Source organism: Marinobacter goseongensis (genome assembly GCF_023156235.1).
GTDB lineage: Bacteria > Pseudomonadota > Gammaproteobacteria > Pseudomonadales > Oleiphilaceae > Marinobacter > Marinobacter goseongensis.
The window spans coordinates 162,148-181,056 of sequence record NZ_JAKZAI010000002.1 but is presented as its reverse complement, the minus strand read 5'-3'; the positions used below and the strand labels follow the sequence as shown (position 1 = coordinate 181,056).

Here is an 18,909-nt window from a genome sequence, read left to right as displayed (position 1 = left end):
GCTTACTTCCTCTTCGTATAGTTTGTGTACAAACTGTCGAACACCTGATTGGCAGCCAGTAACAGCTGATCATCGTTATGATGAGACTCGCGAAAGCCCATCAATACGCATTCAACTCCAGTGGCCGCCGGTGGCTGATGGCCGCCAACATCGAGGTAATGCACCAGTTCCGCGATCCGCTGCAGTGCCACCTGGCGCAGGCCAAAGCTCGCCAGCAACGTTTCAAAGGTGACCTTGTCAGCTACATGGGTGAAGGCCGCTCCATCGAAATCAAAACCCAGCGCGTGATCAGGGCAATCAGCTGGAGAGCTTAACCATAGAAAATTCGCTTCCGGATCGATGAATCGCTTAATCAACCAGGCGCTGGCCAGGCGGTCCACCCACGGTCGGCGACGAGTTGCCCATACCCTTCCCAGGTAGTCGGCACGGTTGAGGAGAGCGACCGTGCCTGAAACAGGTAGCGGCTCATCAGGCGACAGCACGCGATTTGCGTCGGTTTCCAGTTCCTGCAACGCCCGATCGACCCGTTCACGGGCAGCACCTGGAAAAAAATCAATCTGTGACACGCGCGTGAAGCGCTTACGCAGTTTCCGGGTCTCCCTAATAACCTCCATGGCCGATTCTGGCAGCAGCGTTGCCCGTAGTTCTGCGATGTCCGAGTGCAAGGCCTCATAGTCGTCCGCACGATCGAATAAAGCGGGGAATTCATGAGCATCCGGGCCGTCAGTGGGTACAACATGGGCGACACCGCCGGCTTCACGCACGTCATGGGCCACAGCCTCCAACTTCTCGACGTGATCGGGGTGAGCTGGCAGTAAATAGACGCCGTCGCGAAGTGAAGCCGCGCCCCATGCCTTAATAGAGCGCCAGGCCCGCATACGCACCGTCGCATTTTCTGTAGGAAGTGACAGAATCAGTAGAAGCCATGACATTCTGTAGAATCTACTACGTGTTTGTAGCAATCACAACACTTTTATGGCTGAACGGTTGTGATGGCCATCTGACTACAGTAGCATTCTCATATATCCCCCCACGGGGGATAGGTTAAAAGCTGGTTTTGACCCCAGACTTACCAAATCATCAGCCACGCTAGGAACACTGTGATGCACCACGAACGACTCGATCATTGGCAACATAAGCATGTCTTTGGCCAGGATCGGAAGCGCCCCGGAGAAATCCGAACGCTCATCGTGGTGGGCCTAACGCTGGCGATGATGGTCTGGGAAATCCTGGCCGGGATCGTTTATGGCTCGATGGCCTTGCTGGCCGATGGGCTGCACATGGGGTCGCACGCGGTGGCCCTGGGTATTGCCGCCTTCGCCTATGCATACGCCAGGAAAAACGCAGGCAACGCCCGATTCTCTTTCGGGACGGGGAAGGTCAATGCGCTGGGCGGCTTTACCGGAGCCATTCTGCTGGCTGTCTTTGCGCTCTACATGGTCATCGAGAGTGTTGGGCGTTTTATCCAGCCCGTCCCCATTTCTTTCGATGGGGCCATATTTGTGGCCATCATAGGCCTGGTGGTCAACGGGGTGTCAGCGTGGATACTGGGGGATGCAGGTCATGACCATGGTCACAGTCACGGGCATAATCACGGTCACCACCATCATCACCATGACCACAACCGACGGGCCGCTTACCTGCATGTGCTTGCAGATGCGTTGACGTCAGTCCTTGCCATTGTTGCCCTTCTGGCGGGTAAATATGCCGGGTGGAACTGGATGGACCCGATGATGGGGATTATCGGTGCGATTCTGGTAACCCGTTGGTCCTGGCAACTTTTAAGAGACACCTCAAAAATCCTTCTCGACGAGCAACATCAGGACATGGAGGACGCTGTTAAAGAGGCCGTCGAAGACGACGATGCCAAAGTCAGTGATCTGCATGTGTGGGCAATAGGCCCAAACATTCATGCCGCTATTGTCTCAGTCGTCTCGCATCAGCCCGAGTCGCCCGCAGTTTATAAGGAGCGCATTCAGGCACACTGCCAGTCCCTGGTCCACGTGACGGTGGAACCTCTTCGCTGTGATTAACGGAGAGAACGCAAATTAGAGAGTAACGAGATCAAAGATAACGGGCGATTGCTTTGAACTCGTCGACGCGCCGCTGCTGCTCCGGCTCCAGCGGTCCGATGGCATCGTCCAGGCAGTGTTCAATGTGGTCCTGTACCAAGACGCGCTTGGCCTGCTGGATGGCCTTTTCCACAGCGTGAAGCTGCTGTGCCAGCTCCAGGCAGGGCTTCCCCTGATCCATCATGCCAATCACGCTTTCAAGATGGCCGTTGGCCCGCTTCAGGCGTTTGATGATATTCGGATGCGATTGATGCGTGTGATCATTTATCATGTTTAATTCCTATCCCCCGTGGGGGGATGGTATCCTCTTGCTTCGTTGAAATCCAACCACCGACTCGACCATTGAGACTGATGATTTCGGCCCTCCATCAAAGAAAACTGCTTCCGACGCTCGTCATGCTGTTCGCATTGGCGGGCCTGTCGCTGTCGGTGATTGGCGAGTCATTCTCTCACGGTGTGGCCAACTTGGCAGGCGATTGGGAATCGCAGCCTGACGGCCACCCAGGCAGTTATGGTGCGCATGGACACACCCACGATTTTGACGAAGAGCCAGAGACATCCTCAGTGCATCATGATGCTGGCAATCATACTCACGAGACCGTGGACCAGCTCAGGGTTCCGTTTGTTTCCCAAAGCCTGACCGTTCTCCGGCAGCCCGTGCCCTTTGCCGGAGGTTCTCCCCGCAGTTTGCGCTATCGGCTTGAACGCCCTCCAAAAGCCTCTATTCCCGCTTGATTCTTGCCGCTTACGTGGCCCGAGAAAACAAATTCAATTGGAGTCTTTATGTTGTCAAGCTTGCTTGGCGGTTGCCGTGGTGTGCCCTCAACGGGCACAGGCAGTCGTCTGTTCTGGACATTTCTGACCCTGGGCTTTCTGGGTATGAGTACCGATGTGCTTGCCCACGCAGTCGCTCAGGGCGACAGGGGCTACATCCAGGAAATTACCGGGATAAACCTTATTGCGTTCATCTATCTGGGGGCCAAACACATGGTCACCGGCTATGACCACCTGCTGTTCCTGCTGGGTGTCATTTTCTTCCTTTACCAAATGAAGCACATCGCGATCTACGTGAGCCTGTTTGCCCTGGGGCATTCCACCACAATGCTGCTGGGGGTGTACTTCAATGTGGGCATCAACAGCTACATCATTGATGCGATTATCGGCCTGTCCATCGTCTATAAGGCACTGGACAACATCGGTGCCTACCAGCGGTGGTTTGGCTTCCAGCCCAACACCAAGGCCGCCACGTTGATTTTCGGGTTCTTCCATGGTTTCGGCCTGTCCACCAAGATCATCGAATACGACATCTCGCCGGACGGCCTGATTCCGAACCTCCTCGCCTTCAACGTGGGCGTGGAAATCGGACAGTTGATCGCCCTGGCCATGATCCTGATTGCCATCAGCTTCTGGCGTAAAACCGACGGCTTTTTCCGCCACGCCTATACAGCCAACGTTGCCATGATGAGTGCAGGTTTCCTGCTCTTTGGCTATCAGCTTACGGGTTACTTTGTCGCCTGATTCTGGAGATTTGCTATGTACAACACCGATATACCCAACCGTGAAGAACTGCCCAGCACTGCCAAACTTATTCGATCAACCATCATCGCAGCTATTGTGGCGCTGATTCTGCTGGTGACCGTGGTCATGCCCGCCGAGTACGCCCTGGACCCGACCGGTGCCGGCAGATTGCTGGGGTTGACCGAAATGGGCGAAATCAAGGAACAACTGGCTGATGAAGCTGCCGCTGACGAGGAGGCACAGATGGTTGCCGTGCAATCCTCAAGCGATCAGCAGGAAACCGAAGCAGTACAGCCTGAAGCCGAAGAACCCGCTCAGGAAGCTGCCCCAGAGCCAGAACCAGAACCAGAACCAGAACCTGCGGCCGTGCAAGAACAACAAGCATCAGAACCAGCACCTGCAGAAACACAATGGCAGGACGAAGTGCGAGTGGTTCTTACGCCTGGCGAAGGTACTGAGTTTAAGCTCACCATGGAAGAAGGTGCTGTGGCTCGCTTCTCTTGGGTATCCGAGGGTGGCCCAATCAACTTTGATACCCATGGCGATGGAGGCGGCCAGTCAATTTCATACGAGAAAGGCCGGGGCGTACCGGAAGACGAAGGCCAACTGGAAGCCGCTTTTACCGGCAACCATGGCTGGTTCTTCAGAAACCGGAATGACAATGACATTACTCTCGTCCTTCGTACCGGTGGAGACTACGGACAACTGAAGAAAATGCTTTGATCACGCAGGCATAAATTGCAATTTTTTTTGGAGCCGGTCAGACAATGGCCGGCTGCGAGAAGAAGCGAAGGTTCATGAAATGGAGCAAAACCAGAGGTTATGAATCAGCTCATGAATGTCATGCATACAGCAATTAATTAGGCTACTGAAATACCGCGTTATTCATAATTTTCCATATCATCGGTGATCGCCGGGTCGGAATAGTTATTCCACTTTATCGTTAGTGCATCCGATTAAGCGATACCAGCCTTCAAAAGTGAATCGAAAGCCGATTCGAAGCTGAGAGCTGCAAATGTCCGCTTTTGTTTAGAAACAAACGTTTTGGATCGCTTCAAGTGCTTTCATGAACACAATTTGATGAACAGGAACAGGGCTCTGCCTTCTCGCCGCAAGCGGCGATTCACCAGAGGTATTTAAGGACCAGGGATGATCCGCTAAGCTGGAAATGCGGCACAGCCTGAGGCCCCATTGGCCGCGACCGGCGATGAGGGGGTAGTGCTCTGTCAGACAACCCCCGAATCCCTTTTCCTCTCTGTCAGTAGTTCTCTCAAAAAACTCGCTCGCCGATTCGCATGGCTTTCCGCTTTTGTTATTACCTCGAAATCGCTAACTTGCCCAACAATATGGATTTCTGCCTCGGCGCGGGTAATCGCGGTGTAAAGCCATGCTCGGTCGGAAATGCGGCCCTTCTGTACTACCACGATAATTCTTGGGAACTGGCTACCCTGAGCCTTGTGGAGCGTGATCGCATAGCCAAGTTCCATGCAGTCGAACACATCCTCGGTGATGTCTATCTCCTCTCCGGTATCCAGAGTTACGACACCAAATGTCTCCTGGTCGCCTTGAAAAGCGCGGTCTGCTGAGGATAGGACACCAAGAGATCCGTTCTGGATGCCGACAGTATAGTTGTTCCTAGTGAATAGGATCGGGTCGCCTACCCTCAGATCAATAAAGAAATCATCCCCATGCAGCTTGAACTCCAGCCTCTGGCCGCCTGGATTGATTAGCCGTTGACATTCCAGGTTTAACTCGCCAACCAGGGCCTTCGTTGCACCGATAATCTGGGTATTGTGAGCGGATTCGGCATACAGGGTCTTGCACTTATCGACTACACGCTCCGGAGGCGTCTCGTGGAACGTGATTGCACCAAATGATAACGATGGAGGAACATCGCCTCGGTTGATGGTGGCAGAGTATTCAGGGATACCCGTTGAGCCTTCCTGACGCTTCACGATATTCAGCTCAACATTGGCAATTGCGCCAGATTCGATTATGTCTGAGAGGACTTTGCCACAGCCTATGGGCGGCAGTTGGTTTGGGTCGCCCGTCAGAATAATACGTACCGACGGATCAAGGTGCGTGACGATCCGGTACATGGTCGGCAGGTCGATCATGCTGCTTTCGTCGATAACCAAGAGGTGCTTGGGCTGAACCAGAGAGGGTGAGATCGGCTCCTCCCGCAACATGCGAGCAATCGTCATGGTGAAAAAACCGATGCTTTCGTGCAGTCGCATGGCAGCCCGCCCAGACAACGCCACGGCGTGTATTTCATAGCCCAGTGCGGCGTAAGCCTTTAATACGGTCCGAAGCACCGTGGTTTTTCCAGTACCGGCACCGCCCGTAATGCAGGACACACCGTTGGTGAGACTGGATTCAACCGCCTCCAGTTGATGCTCAGTAAGATCGTAAGGCAACTCCCGGGCGGCTTCGGTCAGTGCTTTGAAAACGGATTCATCTTCGTCCGTGATGGTTGCCAGTGTTTTGAGCCGCTTGGCGACCACCGATTCCATTATTATCTGTGCAGTCGGGTGATAGGTGCCGGTCTGCGGCCTGAGAATGAACTGGCCATTGAGATAGCCATTGGCAAAGACCTCGGCAACCAGGTCTTTATCGCCCAGAAGCTTTATGATCTCGGGCCTTAAAACTTGATGCGTTGCGTAGGTGTGACCTTTTTCGACCTGCCTGCGGATTGCGCTTTCCAGGGCAGCTGCGAGCCTCACCGGAGCTGATTTCTCAAAGCCCAATTGCTCGGACATCGCATCGATGTCGGCGAACGGCATCCCAAAGCCCAGCAGAGCCCAGGGATTGGCTTTTAGGATATCGACAGTGCGCTCATCGTGATATTTGAGAATACGCTGCTGAATACGCAGCGGAATGCCCAGTGAAGCGAGCAAGTTCGCGTGTGCGAGATTCCGATACTTGGCGTAGCCGTTATGCAGGGCTTCAATTGAGGCGTCGCTCAGAACGTCTCTCAGACGCTCTCTGTGCTCTTCCGTGTCCGATTGGAGCAACGGGTGCAGGTCGCTCCCGAAGGCTTCCCAGAGGGCGCGAGCTTTCGACTCACCAATTCCAGTGAAGTCTTTCTCGGTAGCGATGAAGCGAATGAGCGCTTCACCCGTTTCCGGCAGCGTGCATTCCATCTCAGCCGGATCGTTATACAGATGCTGCTGAAGCTCATAACCGCCCGCCTGGACGGCCTCAAGGGCCCGCTGGCCGCGAACCCGCCACTGCTGCCCCACCGACGGCTGGATCGGTAGAGACTGGTTTTCGCATCGGATGCTGACAATGTACTTGCCCGAATTGATTATGTAACTGTCGGCTTTGAGAGGTACGCCTGTGAAGATCGTATACTTTGAGCCACTGTGTTGGCAGCTGGTAACACGGAAATAGTCTTCATGCATCGGGCGCTACCCCGAACTCGGTTAGGACCTCCGATAGCTCGCCATAACGCTTGAGCTTGGCTTCGAGGGTTGCCACACGAGCTTTCAGCTCGATGTTTTCCTGCTCCAGTGCCGAGAGACGCCGGGACTCCAAAGCTTTCTGGTTGACCGTGGGATCATAGCGTTTGGGTTGAGACCTCTGAACCGAAGCCTCCTGAGTGAGTGGTGGCAGCACACCCCGCTCACGTAGACCTTGCTCTAACGTTTCCAGGGCCTCCTTGATGGCTGGATTCTGACGCAGAGCGCTTTTGCCGATGCCAATGGCTTTCGCTACCTCGCCACGGTTTAACTGGCCCCGGTGAACGATTTGCTCAAAATCCTCGTCCGTTTGCGTGGCCGCCCAGCGTTGGAAGCCAACGAGGTTCTGGCGAGCTTTCTCTTGTCCATTAGACATGCTTTAAACTCAGCACTTTTTCAATGACGTCAACGAAGCCATTACGGAAGATCACCTTGCCGTTTTGGTCCTTGATACTTCCACGTTCCCCTCGAACCCAACCCTGCCGCATCAGGAACTCATCAGAAATTGCTTCCTTCAGTGCGTCCAACTCATGACTCAGGAAATTTGGAAGTTGCGATTCAACCGCAGCTTCCGAACCGGAACGGCAATCAATTTCCAGCTTTTTAATCGACGCAAACCCTTTGTTTTCGGCTTTCAGGTGGCGTACCTGGGCAATCAGGTCGAGGACAAGGTAACGATGAGTTGCGTTTCCGAGCTCATTCACCCAGTCGTACTTTCCAGACGGAGTAATTCGACCCTTGACCTCTTTTTTCTTCTCATCGCCAAGGACCCGCCATGCATCAATCACAGCTCGATACGGTTCGCCTGTTTTATTCCGAATCGTTTGAGTACTTGGAACCCCACGATTCGCGCCAAGCTTGGCAATCGTTGCGATTCTAAAATCAACGGCACCCGAACTATGATGCTCCTGACAGACTTCATGCAGCGCTTCCAGAGATTTTCTCGAGCGAGCGCTTTTTAGTTGGCTCAGAACCGCCTCGTAGACTTCGTTTGGATCACTCATCGCAGATCTCGATTCCTAGCGGGAATTTCAGAGACCCGTTCATGACCGATTCGATCTCTTTGCGTATGTCGCCGAATTTCAACGGTTCAGCAAGGTCTTCTAGCGAGATTTGACCGTTCACCAAGCTGTCAGCAAGGTGCCAGTCATTCCCTGTTTGCTTCATGAGCAATTGAACAACCTGGTTGGCAGCGCGTAGCTGTTGGTCATCGGTTAGCCTGAACATCGCCGGAGCGATCCCATTGGTGTCAGCAAGTTTATCTAACATCTGAGTGAGCAAAGGCTGTGCCCTGGACGCACTTGCGCTTTCGTAGATTTCGGCGTTCGCACACACTTCAGCCAATAGCCTGAAATCGCTTTGCTGCTCGTCCAGATGCATATCCATTTCCACGTAGTTTTCACTGACAATCAATTGCTGTTTATCCGTCTCAGTTTTGTTTAAGAGTTCCGTAGATTGAGTGATGAGCCGATATAAGTGCTGAAGATCGCACGCCAGCATGTCGAGTTTTCTGGCTTTTTCTTCATAAGCAGCAGTGACTTTTTTGAGTTTTCTTTCGTTCCCAAACATCTTGCCTGCACTCTCAGCATCGTAGCGTTCATCATCGAACGCTTGCCTTTGTTCCTCAAGCTCGTGGTATTCCTTACGGATGACGTTAATTTCGAGAATAATTTCGTTGACGATGGCCGATAAGCCACCAAGGAAAGCTGGGCCCGTGATGAAGAACCGGCATCGTGGGCAATTTCTTGTTCCCAGATAGCCGCTGGGAACCGGCGCGTAAAAGGCCTCTTGTTTCCGCTCGACCAACGGCTCACCACCTTGGTCACACTTGGCCCCGCCCACGGGACAAATTCCGATACTCATCAATTGAAAGGCGGCGGCTGGCCAGTTTGAATTCAAACACTGATCCAGAGTGGTTCGATCTGTGGCGATGAGTTCTGATCTAGCCTCATCGATCTTCTTCTGAATGATGAGGTCCTGGTAGCGGTCCAGACTTTGTTCGAGCGCCCGTTTCTCGGCAGCAGCCAATTCCTTTCGCATCATGCTATGGCCAACTTTCGTGTAGTAAATCGTCATTACGAGTGACGCATGGCCAACCAACTTCGAGATCACGGCGATGGACATTCGCCCATCGACAATATAAGCCGTAATCAGACTGACCCGTAAGGCGTGGGGGGTGAACTGGCTTTTGTAGTCCACGCTGTTCTTTTTTTGAATTCGCTCAGCCAGATCCTCACCGGGGCTCTGGCTATGGAAAAGCAGGGCCGGCAAGGTGCGCGCGAAGGTGGTTGTTGTGAACATCGGCGACACTTTTTCTTCGCAAGCCAATGAGGCAGGGTCGCGGAAAAGAAACGCTTGTTTACCCCGTCTCTTGAGAATGTCCTTGTTGGTCGGGTGCCGAAGTTTGATCTTGGTCCAAGGCGTCAGCTCATCGATGGGGTTGTATTTTGATTGCCAGTCCCGCAGTTGAATGATCCAGTAAGCTAAGCCATCTGGCATGAAGGGAATGTTGTAGCCACCGAGTTTTTTTCCGGTTTTATTCGTTGTGATGTAAGAGCTCAGCTCGCCTTCCTCACCCCTTCTCAGGAAGCCCTGATTGCGCTTCGGAGTGGCAAGGTGGCTGATATTTTTGACCCAGCAAACCTTCCCCTCACGCAAAACTGGAATAAACTCATCTCCCTCACCGCTGTCCAGCCAACATATCTGTTGGCCTCGAAGGGGCATGGATAACAGCACGTAATTCGCCACAATTTTGACCGGCGACCAAAGTTCGTAAGCTTCCTCAAAATACCGCTCACCATCCTGCTTTTTTCTGTCCTTGGTCACGGTTCGATAAATGCAGTTTGGGTCATTCTCATCGATCAGTTCTGGATCAACCTCAAACCAACAATCTTCTAAAAACGGGTGCAGCGAGTAGAGGTCTCGGAACGATGTTGCGTCAGGCGGAATCAGATGCCCTTTGGCTCGCAGAATTGCGTCCAAGGGCAGCGGCGGTTTGTTGGACTCGCTCCGTCGGTAGCTGGGAAACTGATCCAGCAGGCCCTTGAGCACCGTTCGTAAGGGGTTGCGGAATCCTGGCAGGAAAATCAGCTCGCCCTCATCATCCACATCCGCGCAATAATTCTTCAAAACCCATTCGAGAAAATCCGCACAGATGTTATGCCTAGGTTTTTTTACGGTATCGCCCGTTGCGTGAACAAAAGCCTCATAAGCACTCTCATTAAAAGGGATGTCCCTCGACAGCATGGCCCCAGGATCGTCGATCAGCTTCTGCCCCGCCACGTAGACCCTGAGAAAAGCCCTCAAATGTGAGTATTTGGCGGCTTGGTTTGTGCCTGCCTCCACATAACGCTGGATGGCTTCCCAAATCCTCGGATAAATGGTCAGCAATTCAGGGTCAAAGGCGCTTTCGTTTCCTAGAAACATGGGCCAGCTTACCCAGTTCTCAGCGTAGATTTTATCAGGATCGCTCGGCAGACTGGGGTCTTGCCGGTAGCCCTTTTTGTACTCATGTCGTGATGTTAAGCCCAGTTTCTGCGCGGCCTCGGACGCTTCGGCGTAGGTGGCGTAGAATTTCTCGCCGGGACGCTCTGTACCCAGAAAATCGTACCAGTCCACCCAGTTCTCAGCGTAGGTTTTATCAGGAACGCTCGACAGACTGGGGTCTTGCCGGTAGCCCTTTTTGTATTCAGGTAGTGATGTTAAGCCCAGTCCCTGCGCGGCCTCGGACGCTTCGGCGTAGGTGGCGTATTTCTCGCCCGGGCGCTCTGTACCGAGAAAGTCGTACCAGTCCACCCAGTCCTCAGCGTAGGCTCTATCAGGAGCGCTCGGAAGCCTGGGGTCTTGCCGGTAGCTTTTTAGGTATTCAGATAGTGATGTTAAGCCCAGTCCCTGCGCGGCCTCGGACGCTTCGGCGTAGGTGGCGTAGAATTTCTCGCCGGGACGCTCTGTACCGAGAAAGTCGTACCAGTCCACCCAGTCCTCAGCGTAGGCTTTATCAGGGGCGCTCCGCAGCCTGGGATCTTGCCGATAGCCTTTTGCGTATTCAGATTGTGATATAAAGCCCAGTCTCTGCGCGGCCTCGGACGCTTCGGCGTAGGTGGCGTATTTCTCGCCGGGACGCTCTGTACCGAGAAAATCGTACCAGTCTACCCAGTCCTCAGCGTAGGCTTTATAAGGAGCGCTCGACAGGCTGGGGTCTTGCCGGTAGCCCTTGTTGTATTCAGGTTGTGATGTAAAGCCCAGTCTCTGCGCGGCCTCAGACGCTTCGGCGTAGGTGGCGTATTTAGTCGTCATGCGAGAGTCCTCTCGAAATTGCAGATATCGGATGCTGTTCGGGTGAGAGTCTCTTCAAATGCGCCCGCATCTGTTTCTCAGTGAGTTCGGTGTATACCTGCTGACTTTCTATTGATTTATGATGCAGCGCGTTTTTAATGATCAGGGAACTGGATTTGGCGTCAGACAAAGCCCGCCCGTATGAGTGACGATGGGCATGGGCCGTTGTTCCAGCTTCTTTTGAAAATGGTAGGCCGACCCGCTCTACTGCTCTTTTGAGCGACTGGTTGTAGCCTTTAATCGAGTGAGGAGCGCCAGTGCGAGTTGTAAACGCAAACGGATGCATTCCATCATCCGAATACCGCTGATACATCAAGTACAACCGCCATAGCTCATTGAAAGTTTCGCCGGCAGATTGCGGAAACCACCAAACCGTCATGAAGTGGAGGTCTTCGTTATCCTCCTTCGGATTTTTCCATCCTGCATGCAGGGTGTGAGACTTCGGATACTCGAATCGGGGCTTTAGTCCGAACCGCTGAAGCAGCTCTTCACGTCTACTTGGGCTGTTCGGACTTAGCTTCCCTTTTTCGGGGTGAAAAACTTTGACGAGCGCCGTTCCATCCTCCCAAGGGATAATGTCTTCTACCCAAAGGTGGAAGCACTCGCTGAGCCGAAGCCCTCCATAATGCATCAACATGGTGATCAGTACATTTTTCAGGTCGAGCCGCTCATGAATCCTATCGCTGGTCTCGAAGCCGTATCGAACGAATCCGTCCCAACGCAAATCATCAATCCGTCCTTCCGGAAAACTTTTCGTGCTTTCGGTACCTTTTGAGCGAGAAACCTTCCTGGGCATGACATATCGAAAATAAGAGGGGTCCGGCTTGCTTGCCCAAAGATGGGAGAAAAAGGCACGGCGCTTTTTCTGATAATGGGCTGCCAAGCCCATCCATTCCTCATAACGGGTTGGTTTAACCTTCGGGTTTATCTGGTATTTTTTCTCTTCGTGTTGCTTAGCCAACCAGTCTGTGTAGTGTGTAATGAGCTTGATAAGAAAAGCTGCATCGTTGTCTGAGCGTGGCTTCCAACGCAACCAACTGGGGTCATTACCGTTTTCACCAATCGTTCCCGTGTACAGGCTGTTGGAAAACTCTCGGAAAAGCTGATAGTGCTTATCAAAACAGCCCTCGTTTTGCTTTGTGTAATCGATCAAAAGCCGGACTGCGAAGGCGCTTCTGTCTTTCCAGCTCCGTGACTTGTTCCGATGGACGATCAAATAGTCCAGATAGCTTCTCAACAGGCCATCGTGCGTCACGATTACCGGAAGACTGACCTGGAGTCCGGTGTTATCTACTCTGATGTTCGCTTCCAGACAAACACTATTAAGCACATTTTTTCTCGTATCTGTAGTATGTTTTTAATAGTACTATAGTGGGATTAAAGTGAAGAAGAAAGTGCGGATTAGGAACTTTGGGGGATTTTTAAGGTGTTTTTAGTACAGAAACTTCATTCTACTAATCACAGAACGTGCAGCGGTTCCAGGAACAGCCATTGGTGACCGGCAGGATCAACGACCTGGCTTCGCTGGGTGGCCGGAATACAGGTTCGATGTAATCGATTGGAAAGCTATGCATAAACCGTTGATAAACTCTTTAAGAGGGTTCGACGTTACTTACGGCAGGAACTGCGCCTTCAGATCGGCGCAACCGGGGCCAACCACCGGCAATTCCAGCAAAACCGCCTGAGATGTCATAAAAGGAATGCCCCGCCGGTGCCCGTCAACCAACAGGGTCGACAGCGCCCCGACGAACGGCATATGGGAGATCAGCATCAGCGGTGATTCAGGCGCTTCCAGGAGAGCGTCGAGGCAGGCCCCCGGGTCATCGTCCGGTGTGATGAACGGCACCTCCGAAACCGGGCAATTGAGGATCTCGGAGGCAATGGCAGCGGTCTGACGAGCGCGAACCAGCGGGCTGCACCAGATCCGCTCGGGCCGCCATGGCGATTCGGCAATATCAGCGGCGACAGACGCCACACCGGTGCGCCCCGCTTCGGTCAGCTCACGCTGCTGATCCATGCTGTGCCAGCCGGCCTCTCCGTGCCGCATGACGATCAGAATCAAGGGCCACCTCCAGGTTCGAGCGGGTTACTGACTGATGGTGCGTGGCAGAATGAATTCCACGTCGGAATTCTGCACCGACATCATCAGGCTATTGATGACGGCACTGATGGACGCGGTACCATAGAGAATCTCGTAAAGCCCGCGCACCAGCGGCATGTAGATGCCAATAGCTTCCGATTTCTCTTTCACCAGCTTCAGAGTATAGATGCCCTCCGCCACCTGTCCCAGCTCGGCCACCGCATCATCCAGCTTCTTGCCCTTGCCCACCGCATAACCCACCCGGTAGTTCCGGCTTTTGGATGAAGTGCAGGTGACAATCAGATCGCCCACACCGGCCAACCCCATGAAGGTCATCGGATTGGCCCCGAGGCTGACCGCAAAGCGGCTCATCTCGGCCAGGCCGCGGGTCATCAGCATGGCCTTGGCGTTCTCGCCCAGCGCCAGCGCTGAAGCCAGGCCGGAGACAATGGCGTAGATATTCTTGAGCGCACCGGCCAGCTCGACACCGTAAACGTCGACATTGGCGTATACACGGAAGTATTCACAACCCAGCAGATCCTGAACTGCGCGACGGACCTCCGGGTCTTTGGCGGCAATCACCGTCGCGGTCAGGTCCCGATTGACGATCTCGCCAGCGAGGTTCGGACCGCTCAGCACCCCGATCCGGCACCGTGGAATTTCTTCCTGCAGAATTTCACTCATCAGTTTGAAGCCCTGGGCCTCGATGCCCTTGGTCAGGCTGATGACAATCTGGTCGTCTGCGAATTCGCGGCAATATTCGCGAATGACGGAGCGGAATGCCTTGCTGGGGATGGCCACGAAAACCACTTCAGCGTCTTTAATGGCGGCGGGCAGATCCGTCGTGGGCTGAATATCGCCGGTCAGGTGAACATCAGGCATGTAGCGGCTGTTAACACCGGTGGAACGAACCTCATCCGCCTGAGCGGCGTCTCGCATCCAGAAATGCACGGTATGACCGTTTTCGGAAAGCACCTTAACCATGGCAGTACCGAAACTGCCGCCGCCAAGCACAGCAATATGACGACCGGTAGCCGAAGGCCCCGTCGTTTGCAGGTCTTTTTGATCAGGCATAGTTTGTCCGTTCTTTTTTTGGATCAGCCGGGCTCTTCACATTCCAGGGCACGCACCAGATTTTTGAACTCTTCCCGGTTGCGACTGTTCAGGCCCATCAGCACTCGATGGGCGTCCAGCACCTTGTCGCGCACCTGCTGCTCACTGGCGCGCAGTACCGGGATTTCTTCGAGCTCTTCGATTCTGGAGGCGGGTTCGCGGACAATGATGAAAATCTTGTCGAAGCCCATGGAGGTGATAATTCGGGTAATGTCGGGATTGGTGGAGATCAGTGTAGGCAGAAAGTGGCTTCGTTTCTGGGCCGCCATGGCGATTTTGGCCAGCAGTCCCAACGTGGTGCTGTCGATGATCTCACACTCGGTGAGATCGATGACCACGGTTTTGAATTCCGGATCCTGGGTGATGGATTCAACCAGATTATCCAGCGTCGAACACAGGTTCAGCCGGATTTCACCAATAAACTTCAGGAGGTAGATGCCCTGATTTTCAGCTTGCAGGATCTTGTAACCAGCCATGTTTTACACTGCCACTATTTCGACGACGTGTTGTCCGAACCGGCGAGGATGTCAGTTACCGATACTATCGCGATATCGTCCGGTAACTCTGTGATCGCATCCAGACTCAGCGCCTGGTTCAGAGATGCGATAGTGTGACGACCTCCCGACACGAGTTCAAGTAGTGTCTGTTCCTTTTCATCGAGGCTTTTGGCCCGGATAACTTCCAGAATGCCATCTGAAAACAGAATCAGCCGAAACGGCTTCTCAAGGGAAACCTCGTACACCTCCCATTCCGGAGACTCGAACAACCCAACCGGTAGGCCGCTACCCTCAAGGAATGCCGTGCTGCCGCCATCGAAGGATAGGATCGGCATCGGGAAATGGGCGCCGACTGCATACCGTAATTTACGCTCAGATACCGTAATAATGCCAACGAACACGGTTACGTGTTTACCGAGGCCGGTGTCCAGCAGTTCCGAATTGATGCGTTCCAGGAAACGCTCCGGGTACAGAATGTCATCGCTGGACCCACGACGAAGGTTTCTCTGCAGACGGTTGGAGAGGTTTTTCAGCAATACGGTGACAAATGCAGAGCTGGCGCCATGGCCGGACACATCAGCAATATAGACCAGCACCTTGTCTTCGGAAATGCGGAAATAGTCGAGAAAATCACCACTGAGATACAGCGAAGGCTTGATCAGATGGGTCACGCTCAGGCCGGACAGGATCTGATCGTTGTCCGGCAGCATTTTCAGTTGAACTTTGCGCCCTGCCCGCTGATCCGCCCGGAGCTCGGCTATCCCGTTGCGCAGATCGCGGTTGGCCTCTTCCAGTTCCTGCCGATACAACTGATTCAGCCGATTGACCCGGACCCGGTCGAACAGCTTGCCAATCACATCATCAAGTGCGTTCTTGCCGTCGGCACAGGACTTGAGCACGAAGTCCGCGGCGCCCGCGCGCAGCGCGTCCACCACATCAACAGAGCGGACTGTGTCAGAACAGGCCACAATGGGGGTAAAGGTTTCCAGATCTTCCAGCCGGGCTGCCAGTTCACTGATGGCACTGGTGGGCAAGTCAGCGAATATCACGTCCGGAATGCTCTTGGTGAACATATCCAGCGCCGTGATGCTGTCGGGGCAACCGGTCACATAGAAGCCACGAGCCTCCAGATGGCGGCTCAGTTCGCTGCGTGCCTTCTCGTCGGAATCTATGATAAGAATGCGCTCAGTGCGCGAGGTCATGGCGGTGGCCCTAAACTACCATCGTTAAAGGATAATTCCGGTATATAACGCCTATTCTGGCACGACCGTGTGATATAACAAGCCAAGTTTGCTGATTTTGGGGGAAAAGACACGATGAGAAGCGCCGTAAACGATCTGCTCGGAGCTTACGACAAACTGATCATGGATCCGGTGCACGGGGGCATTCCACTCTATCGTCACGAGATACGCGTGATCGATCATCCGCTTTTCCAGCGCCTGCGCAATATCTGCCAGAACGACATCCTCAGTCTGGTGTTTCCTGGCGCGACCCACTCTCGATTTCTCCACAGCATTGGTGTGATGCACGTGGGCACCCGCATGTTCCGCTCCATGATCGATGCCTACCTGCGGGAAAAACAGCTCAGCGAGAAAACCGATCTCAGCCTCAGCCAACTGGACGCTATTGACTACCTCGCCAAGACCATTCGTCTCGGCTGCCTGCTGCATGATAGCGGCCATTCCAGCTTCTCCCATCAGTTTACCCAGGCGCGGCGTATTCGCGACCTGATGTCCCGGCCGAGCCGGTTCGACGACTTGTGGGAAGGCGTGGATTACTCGGTGTACCACCAGAGCGCGCCGGACGAACTGGAACACGAGCACTACTCCGTGCGTGTCGCCCACGAAGTGCTGGCCGATATCGACATCGCTGCGGCCGGACTCGACGCCCGGGATGTCATCGGTATCATGGAGACCACGGATGTGCAGCCCAGCGAGGCATTCTGCCGCCACGCCCAGACATTCTGGGGGTTCATTGCCGGCGATGACGCCCACTCAGGCGCCCTGAGCAATGCCGACATTCCGCACCTGGTCATGGATCTGTTGTCATCCATTGTCTCTGGTGAAATTGACGCGGACCGGGCGGATTACATGCTGCGGGACGGCTTCCACTCTTCGGTGACCATCGGCGGCTTCAACCTTGACCATCTGTTGAGCAACCTTCGTTTTGGCTGGAATGTGGCAGAACCCTGGCTCGGGTTGGCGATCACCCAGAAAGGTCTGGGTGCGCTGGAGGACTTCGTTTATAGCCGCCACCAGATGTACCGCAAGGTCTACGCCCACAAGACAGCACTCGGCTTCGACTGGCTGCTGCGCGAGGCAATCAACGAAGTCCTCGAAGACCGGGAAAGCTTTGAATGGGTCGACACCTGTCTCAGCAACATGCGGTATTTTGCAGAACTCACAGACAACTTTTTCTGGGAGGCGTTTCGCAAGGTGGCCCGGCGCGACCCCCGCAGCTTTTCCCGTTGCATTGTGGACCGGATCAAACTGGACCATCTCGACACCCGGGAGGATCTGAGCGCCGCCGGCATAGCCGATCACAGCCGCTGGCTCGCCAAGGAGCTCAAGCTCGATCCGGCCCGGGTGGTGACCTGCTCCATGCGGGCGCGCTTCTCGAATATCCAGGATAACTTCAATGGCATCAAGGTGCTGGTGAGAGACCCCATATACCGAACCCGGTCGTTGCGGAAAATCACCGATGTCAGTGCCTTTTTCAGCAAGTTCAGTGACGGCACGATCACCCATTTCTACCTGCAACCGACCGTTACCGCGCCCGCTTAGACCCTGTTCATCGCGTTGATCAGGGACCGGGCACTGTCGAATGCCCCCTCCACACGGCCACCGGCCAGCCAATCACCGGCCAGCCCTATGCCGTCGTCGGGGAACCACAGGCACCCGGGCCTGTCTGAGTCAGCAGATCGGGCATAAAGCCAGCGGTGGCTCACGGTTTCCACCGGTGCGTGTTGCGCACCGGTCAGTTCCTGGAAGGCCGCGACCATCGAACCCATCACCTCTTCCGCGGGGGTGTGTTCGTTGTCGGCTGACCACTGCGGCGTTGCGTGCAGGACCCACCACTGGCCCTTGTCGTCTCGCCCCGGCTTACTGGAGTTGTTGGCAACCCAATACAGTATGTCGTGGTTGGGGCGCATACCCTCGAAGGTGTCAGTGGGTGGGGTTTCATAGTAAGCCGCCACCGCCCAACACGGCAAAATGGCTGATACTGGGCCGTTCAGCTGCTGCGCCAAATCCGGCAGTGCGCTGTCCGCCAGCAAATCCCGGGCCTGGGCCGGCGGAGCGGTGATAATCACGGCGTCGAAGGGGCCATAATGCTGGCCGGCGGTATCGGTCAGTGTCCACTGCGTGTCGGTTCGGGCCAATTCGGCAATCCGGGTTTCTGCCTGTATCTCCAGGCCCGACGCGAGAGCTCGGCTGATGGCGGTCATCCGCGGCGTGCCCACATATCGAGGCTCCTCCGGAAAAGCCTGCCACCGACCATCGGGCTGCTGATAGCCAAAACGTGCCTCCCAGGCGGCAAAGGCCGCCTCACCGGCGTATTCGTGGAGAAAACGGGAGAACTCCGGGCTCCGGATTGTGAAATACTGAGCTCCTACGTCGGCCGAACCACCGGTTACCCGCTTGGCAGCGAGACGTCCGCCGGGTCCCCGGCTCTTCTCGAACAGGGTCACAGAAGTGCCCTGCTGCGTTAACAGTCGCGCGGCCGACAGGCCTGCCAAACCTGAACCAACAACCGCGACACGGCGTATATCCGAGCTCTGACTTTTTTGGTTAATCATTGTTAAAGGTGCATCCAAAAGCAGGGTTAGAACGTAA

General features: G+C 54.5%; 17 protein-coding genes and 1 pseudogene. 5 read left to right on the top strand and 13 right to left on the bottom strand.

All coding sequences use genetic code 11. From position 1 onward, the window contains the following. Positions 1-2 precede the first annotated feature (2 nt). Positions 3-932, bottom strand: a complete 930-nt coding sequence (locus tag MLC70_RS01460) for a chromate resistance protein ChrB domain-containing protein (RefSeq protein WP_248181181.1) — start codon at positions 930-932, stop codon at positions 3-5. 171 nt (positions 933-1,103) lie between these two features. Between MLC70_RS01460 and dmeF the strand changes: the two genes are divergently transcribed. Further along, positions 1,104-2,033 (top strand): CDF family Co(II)/Ni(II) efflux transporter DmeF, encoded by a 930-nt coding sequence (gene dmeF, locus MLC70_RS01455; RefSeq protein WP_011786633.1) that lies wholly within the window; start codon positions 1,104-1,106, stop codon positions 2,031-2,033. A gap of 31 nt (positions 2,034-2,064) precedes the next feature. Here dmeF and MLC70_RS01450 read toward each other — a convergent pair whose 3' ends face one another. Beyond that, positions 2,065-2,343, bottom strand: coding sequence for a metal-sensing transcriptional repressor (locus MLC70_RS01450; RefSeq protein WP_011786634.1), 279 nt, complete (start codon positions 2,341-2,343; stop codon positions 2,065-2,067). Positions 2,344-2,423: 80 nt separating this feature from the next. Here MLC70_RS01450 and MLC70_RS01445 point away from each other — a divergent pair, with 80 nt between their 5' ends. Genes MLC70_RS01445 through MLC70_RS01435 form a run of 3 tightly spaced genes read left to right on the top strand, consistent with a single transcriptional unit; the run spans position 2,424 to position 4,313 of the window. Then, entirely contained in the window at positions 2,424-2,807 is a 384-nt protein-coding gene (locus MLC70_RS01445; protein WP_041656491.1) for a hypothetical protein, read from the top strand. A gap of 48 nt (positions 2,808-2,855) precedes the next feature. Next, complete coding sequence (locus MLC70_RS01440) at positions 2,856-3,590, top strand: HupE/UreJ family protein (RefSeq protein WP_011786636.1); 735 nt, start codon at positions 2,856-2,858, stop codon at positions 3,588-3,590. A 15-nt stretch (positions 3,591-3,605) separates the two neighbouring features. Beyond that, positions 3,606-4,313: a hypothetical protein gene (locus tag MLC70_RS01435; protein ID WP_248181180.1), complete on the top strand. Its 708-nt coding sequence runs from the start codon at positions 3,606-3,608 to the stop codon at positions 4,311-4,313. A gap of 503 nt (positions 4,314-4,816) precedes the next feature. On the opposite strand, the gene MLC70_RS01430 is transcribed toward MLC70_RS01435, so the two are convergent. The 10 genes and pseudogenes from MLC70_RS01430 to MLC70_RS01385 form a co-directional block, all read right to left on the bottom strand. Next, the gene (locus MLC70_RS01430) at positions 4,817-6,994 is read right to left on the bottom strand and encodes an AAA family ATPase (RefSeq protein WP_092032539.1); all 2,178 of its coding nucleotides are present in this window, start codon (positions 6,992-6,994) and stop codon (positions 4,817-4,819) included. Then, positions 6,987-7,427, bottom strand: coding sequence for a VPA1267 family protein (locus MLC70_RS01425; RefSeq protein ID WP_092032536.1), 441 nt, complete (start codon positions 7,425-7,427; stop codon positions 6,987-6,989). The genes MLC70_RS01430 and MLC70_RS01425 overlap by 8 nt, the downstream gene beginning before the upstream one ends. Beyond that, positions 7,420-8,055 (bottom strand): gamma-mobile-trio protein GmtX, encoded by a 636-nt coding sequence (gene gmtX, locus MLC70_RS01420; protein ID WP_092032534.1) that lies wholly within the window; start codon positions 8,053-8,055, stop codon positions 7,420-7,422. The genes MLC70_RS01425 and gmtX overlap by 8 nt, the downstream gene beginning before the upstream one ends. Next, positions 8,048-11,347: a gamma-mobile-trio integrase GmtZ gene (gmtZ, locus tag MLC70_RS01415; RefSeq protein ID WP_248181179.1), complete on the bottom strand. Its 3,300-nt coding sequence runs from the start codon at positions 11,345-11,347 to the stop codon at positions 8,048-8,050. Before gmtZ ends, gmtX begins: the two co-directional genes overlap by 8 nt. Next, positions 11,337-12,716 (bottom strand): gamma-mobile-trio recombinase GmtY, encoded by a 1,380-nt coding sequence (gene gmtY, locus MLC70_RS01410; RefSeq protein ID WP_092032529.1) that lies wholly within the window; start codon positions 12,714-12,716, stop codon positions 11,337-11,339. Before gmtY ends, gmtZ begins: the two co-directional genes overlap by 11 nt. Before the next feature lie 127 nt (positions 12,717-12,843). Then, positions 12,844-12,960: pseudogene (locus MLC70_RS01405) on the bottom strand (radical SAM protein); the annotation flags it as partial. Between the two features lie 38 nt (positions 12,961-12,998). Continuing rightward, positions 12,999-13,448: a SixA phosphatase family protein gene (locus MLC70_RS01400; protein WP_248181178.1), complete on the bottom strand. Its 450-nt coding sequence runs from the start codon at positions 13,446-13,448 to the stop codon at positions 12,999-13,001. A 24-nt stretch (positions 13,449-13,472) separates the two neighbouring features. After that, positions 13,473-14,540: an NAD(P)H-dependent glycerol-3-phosphate dehydrogenase gene (locus tag MLC70_RS01395; RefSeq protein WP_248181177.1), complete on the bottom strand. Its 1,068-nt coding sequence runs from the start codon at positions 14,538-14,540 to the stop codon at positions 13,473-13,475. Between the two features lie 23 nt (positions 14,541-14,563). Further along, positions 14,564-15,055 carry an STAS domain-containing protein gene (locus MLC70_RS01390; RefSeq protein ID WP_248181176.1) on the bottom strand — a complete coding sequence of 164 codons (492 nt, stop codon included), beginning with the start codon at positions 15,053-15,055 and terminating at the stop codon, positions 14,564-14,566. 14 nt (positions 15,056-15,069) lie between these two features. Continuing rightward, positions 15,070-16,278 (bottom strand): PP2C family protein-serine/threonine phosphatase, encoded by a 1,209-nt coding sequence (locus tag MLC70_RS01385; RefSeq protein ID WP_248181175.1) that lies wholly within the window; start codon positions 16,276-16,278, stop codon positions 15,070-15,072. A 114-nt stretch (positions 16,279-16,392) separates the two neighbouring features. On the opposite strand from MLC70_RS01385, the gene MLC70_RS01380 reads away from it, so the two are divergent. After that, entirely contained in the window at positions 16,393-17,859 is a 1,467-nt protein-coding gene (locus MLC70_RS01380) for an HD domain-containing protein (protein WP_248181174.1), read from the top strand. On the opposite strand, the gene MLC70_RS01375 is transcribed toward MLC70_RS01380, so the two are convergent. Continuing rightward, positions 17,856-18,872, bottom strand: coding sequence for an NAD(P)/FAD-dependent oxidoreductase (locus MLC70_RS01375; protein ID WP_248181173.1), 1,017 nt, complete (start codon positions 18,870-18,872; stop codon positions 17,856-17,858). The two genes, MLC70_RS01380 and MLC70_RS01375, sit on opposite strands and share 4 nt — an antisense overlap. Between the last annotated feature and the right edge of the window lie 37 nt (positions 18,873-18,909).